Origin of the sequence: Dietzia sp. DQ11-38-2 (assembly GCF_014145055.1) — a bacterium.
Lineage (GTDB): Bacteria > Actinomycetota > Actinomycetes > Mycobacteriales > Mycobacteriaceae > Dietzia.
In genome coordinates this window covers 1-3,674 of record NZ_JAALDW010000192.1, presented here as the reverse complement: position 1 = coordinate 3,674, position 3,674 = coordinate 1, and the positions used below count along the sequence as shown (strand labels likewise).

At 70.1% G+C, this 3,674-nt stretch carries 4 protein-coding genes; 1 reads left to right on the top strand and 3 read right to left on the bottom strand.

What is annotated here, in order from left to right:
• The first annotated feature begins 73 nt into the window (after window positions 1-73).
• Window positions 74-517: a DUF4112 domain-containing protein gene (locus G6026_RS07255; protein ID WP_107757582.1), complete on the top strand. Its 444-nt coding sequence runs from the start codon at window positions 74-76 to the stop codon at window positions 515-517.
• A gap of 42 nt (window positions 518-559) precedes the next feature.
• On the opposite strand, the gene G6026_RS07250 is transcribed toward G6026_RS07255, so the two are convergent.
• The 3 genes from G6026_RS07250 to G6026_RS07240 all read right to left on the bottom strand — a co-directional run.
• The gene (locus tag G6026_RS07250) at window positions 560-1,663 is read right to left on the bottom strand and encodes a hemolysin family protein (protein WP_107757581.1); all 1,104 of its coding nucleotides are present in this window, start codon (window positions 1,661-1,663) and stop codon (window positions 560-562) included.
• Window positions 1,660-3,018, bottom strand: coding sequence for a hemolysin family protein (locus tag G6026_RS07245; protein ID WP_182612773.1), 1,359 nt, complete (start codon window positions 3,016-3,018; stop codon window positions 1,660-1,662). The genes G6026_RS07250 and G6026_RS07245 overlap by 4 nt, the downstream gene beginning before the upstream one ends.
• A gap of 182 nt (window positions 3,019-3,200) precedes the next feature.
• A partial coding sequence (locus G6026_RS07240; protein ID WP_182612772.1) for a P1 family peptidase occupies window positions 3,201-3,674 on the bottom strand: 474 nt, incomplete at its 5' end.

Below are 3,674 nucleotides of genomic sequence, written 5' to 3'. Positions count from 1 at the left end.
CAGTCGCCCGGCGGCCGACCCCGCGGCGGCCCCGCCTCCGGATGCCGTCGCGCTGAGGACCGGGTCGTCCCCCGTGACCTCCGGCCTCGCGCGCGTCATGGACGATCTGGTGCGCATCCCGGGCACACGGTATCGGGTGGGGCTGGACCCGGTGATCGGCCTGGTACCCGTCGTCGGGGACGCGCTGGGGACCGTTGTCGCGGCAGCGGTGTTGGCGGAGGCGATACGCAACCGGGTCCCCGTCCACATCCTGTTCCGCATGGGCTGGAACTACCTCGTCGACGCCGTGCTCGGCGTGATCCCCTTCGTGGGTGACGTGGCGGACGCCGCCCACAAGGCCACGTCCAAGAACCTGCGACTGGTCGACCGGACCATCGCCGAGGGCAGACGCGTGGACACCGACGCCCGCGGGTACCTGCTCCGGGCGGTAGGCGCGGTGGGGCTGATGCTGTTGGTGCTGCTCGGCATGGCGGGTCTTGCGCTGTGGGGCCTGCTCAGGCTGATCGGCCTGTTCTGACCCGCCCCGAGACCGGCCCCGTCCCGCGTCCGGGCCCGCGAGCTAGACGGAGGTGACCGGCAGGAGACGCCGCACCACGTCGTCCAGCGTGAGGACCCCTCTGACCTCGGAGACGTGGGTGCCCGGGTGGCCACCGGACTGTTCGACGACGACGAGGTGGGCCCGCGCCTCGCGCATCCGGCGGAACGCCTCGGCCACCGACAGGTCGTGCTCGAGCGACAGGCTCGGCCGCATGAGCTCCCGTGCGGTGGCCCCCGACTGGATGTTGATCGCATCACGCGCGTGCACCACACCCACCGCGGTCTCCCCGTCCAGCACCAGCAGCCGGAGATGACCGGTGCGGCGCGCGGTCTCGCGGATGTCCTCCGGGGAGGCGTCCACGTCGACCGAGGACATCTCATCCGGCGCGGCGGGCGCGTTGACCCCGCGATCGCCCAGCAGGTCCCCCACGGTGAGTTCCTGCAGCTCCAGGGCGCTGAGCAGCTGCCGGTGGTGGGTGTCGTCGAGCGTGCCGGCCTCACCGGAGTGGCGGACGAGCTCGCGGAGGGAGTCGGCGTCCTGGCCGGAGGCCACCTCGTCGCGGGTCTCCACCCCGATCCGGTGCAGGATCCGGTTGGCGAGGGTGTTGAGCGCCACCAGCAGCGGGCGGGTGATCCAGAGGAAGCCCCGCATCGGTATCGCCAACAGCGTGGCCGAGTACTCGGGGTGCGTGATGGACCACGACTTGGGGGCCATCTCGCCCACCACCAGGTGGAGGAAGGTCACGATGAGCAACGCCAGGACGAAGGCGATGACGTCGGCCGTCCAGTAGGGCAACCCCCAGCTCGCGAACACCGGCGTGAACCAGTGGTGGACCGCGGGTTTGGTGATGGAGCCCAGTGCCAGCGCGCACAGCGTGATCCCGAGCTGGGACCCCGCGAGCAGCAGCGTGAGCTCGGAGGCGTTGCGCAGGGCCGCCCGGGCGGCGGCGCTCGAGGCCGCCGCGTCCTCGAGGCGATGGCGTCGCGCGGAGATCAGGGAGAACTCGACGGCCACGAAGAACGCGGACGCGGAGATGAGGACGATCGTGGCGAGCACCACGACGATCGGGTTGCTGGTGAGGCCCGTTCCGGCCTCGGCGGCGAGCAGGGTGGTGGTGGGGTTCATCGCGCGGCCTCCTCGACCACGACATGCAGCTCAGCGGGAACGCGGCGTTCGATCCTGCGCACCTCGGTCCGCAGGACCCTGTCGGCGGAGATCTCCTCCAGCACGTCTGTGTCGGGGAGAGGGATGTCGACGCGGTCACCCACCTCGGGCAGGTCTCCGGTCGTCTCGATCACGAGTCCACCGAGGGTCTCGGCGTCCACCTCGGGCAGGGTGATCTCGAGCAGTCGTTCCACCTCGTCGAGATGGGTGTCACCGGCCAGGAGCCAGCCCAGTCCCTCGCTGACCGGGGTCCCGGCCGCCTGCTGGGGATCGTGCTCGTCCGCGATCTCGCCGACGATCTCCTCGGCCATGTCCTCCATGGTCACGACACCGGCGAAACCACCGTATTCGTCCACCACCACCGCCATCTCGGACTTGTGGGAACCCAGGCGGGTGGCGACCTCCGGAAGGGGCAGCGAGGTCGGCACGATGATCGGTGCCCGCATGAGGGTCGACACCGCCGTGAGGTCCGCTCGGTCGTCGTCACACACCGAGAGCAGGTCGTGGAGGTCCACGATGCCGATCACGTCGTCGGAGTCGTCGCCGACCACCGGGTAGCGGGTGTGTCCGGTGGCCATCTTGGACAGGACCTCGGTGACCGTGTCCTCCGCCCGCACCACGTCGGTGCGGCTGCGCGGGATCATGGCGTGCTCGGCGGGTTGGCCGGGGAAGTCGAGCATCCTGTCCAGCAGTCGACTCAGTTCCTCGGACAGCTCGCCGGTCTCCTCGGACTCGGCGACGATGTGCTCCAGGTCGCGAGCGGTGGCGGAGTGTTCCTTATCGTGGACCGGCTCGATGCCGACGGCCCTGAGCAGGGCCTCGGACGCCTTGTCGAACAGGCCGATGAGCCAGCCGAACAGGGCGAGGTAGATCGTGGTGGACCGGGCCAGCCAGCGTGCGACCGGCTCCGGTCGGGCGATGGCCAGGTTCTTGGGCACCAACTCGCCGAAGATCATCTGCACGACCGTCGAGAAGAGCAGCGCCAGGACCGTCCCGACCACCACTCCGATCCCCTGGGGCACGGAGGCCAGGCCGAGGAGCTCGCCGATCGAGCGACCGATGAGCGGTTCGGCGACGTACCCGACGACCAGGGTGGTGACGGTGATCCCGAGCTGGGCGCCCGAGAGCATGAAGGACGTCCGCCTGGTCACGCCGAGGACACGCGACGCGGCCGGGTCGCCCTTCTCCGCCGCGGCCCCCATCCGGGAGCGGTCGACGGCCATGAACGCGAATTCCTGGGCCACGAAGTAGCCCGTGAGTGCGGTGATGGCCAAGACCACCACCACGCCGATGAGAAGTGAGAGCGCGATGCTCATCCGGTGTTCCCCCTTCCGAGAAGGGGGCTGATAGATCGGGCCGGTGTGTCGGCTCGGCTCACTGGAGGTGCTCCTGCGCTTTCGTCGGTGACCCCGCGGGCCGATGCCCGGGTTGACAAGTCATTGTCCCGCCCAACACCGGAATTGTCGACTCTGTTCCGTGAACCGTCCAGGCGAGTGGATCAGGATCCGGCGGACCGTATCGCCCGGGAGACGGCGTCGAGCGCCATGAGGCGGACGGTGTCGACGTCGGCGGGCACCTCCCCGGTCGCCACTGCGACGAAGCCGTCTCCGTCGTACCGGGTGTGCGGCGGAGTCAGGGACCGGGAGAGGCCGTCATGGGCGCCCTGGGCGACGACGAAGCAGGCGGTCTTGTCCAGCCTCGCGTTGGTGATCACCACTCCGATGGTGGTGTGCACGCGATCGGAGGCGTAGTCGAACGGCGGCACGAGGTTCGCCACGCTGGCGAGGTCCACCTCGGTCCCCCCCGGATCGACGTCACCGTAGGCGTTCACCGCACACAGTGCCCCGACGACCAGGTCGCCCACGGTGCTCTCCGCGTAGCGGATACCGCCCGGACGGATGTTCTCGACCCCGCGCCACTGCGACGTGAACGCCCCGGTGCCCGCGCCCACCTGCCCCACCTCGACGAGCGG

Coding starts and splice junctions, on each gene's coding strand:
- G6026_RS07245 (WP_182612773.1), bottom strand. CDS start 3,018: ATGAGCATCGCGCTCTCACTTCTCATCGGCGTGGTGGTGGTCTTGGCC.
- G6026_RS07250 (WP_107757581.1), bottom strand. CDS start 1,663: ATGAACCCCACCACCACCCTGCTCGCCGCCGAGGCCGGAACGGGCCTC.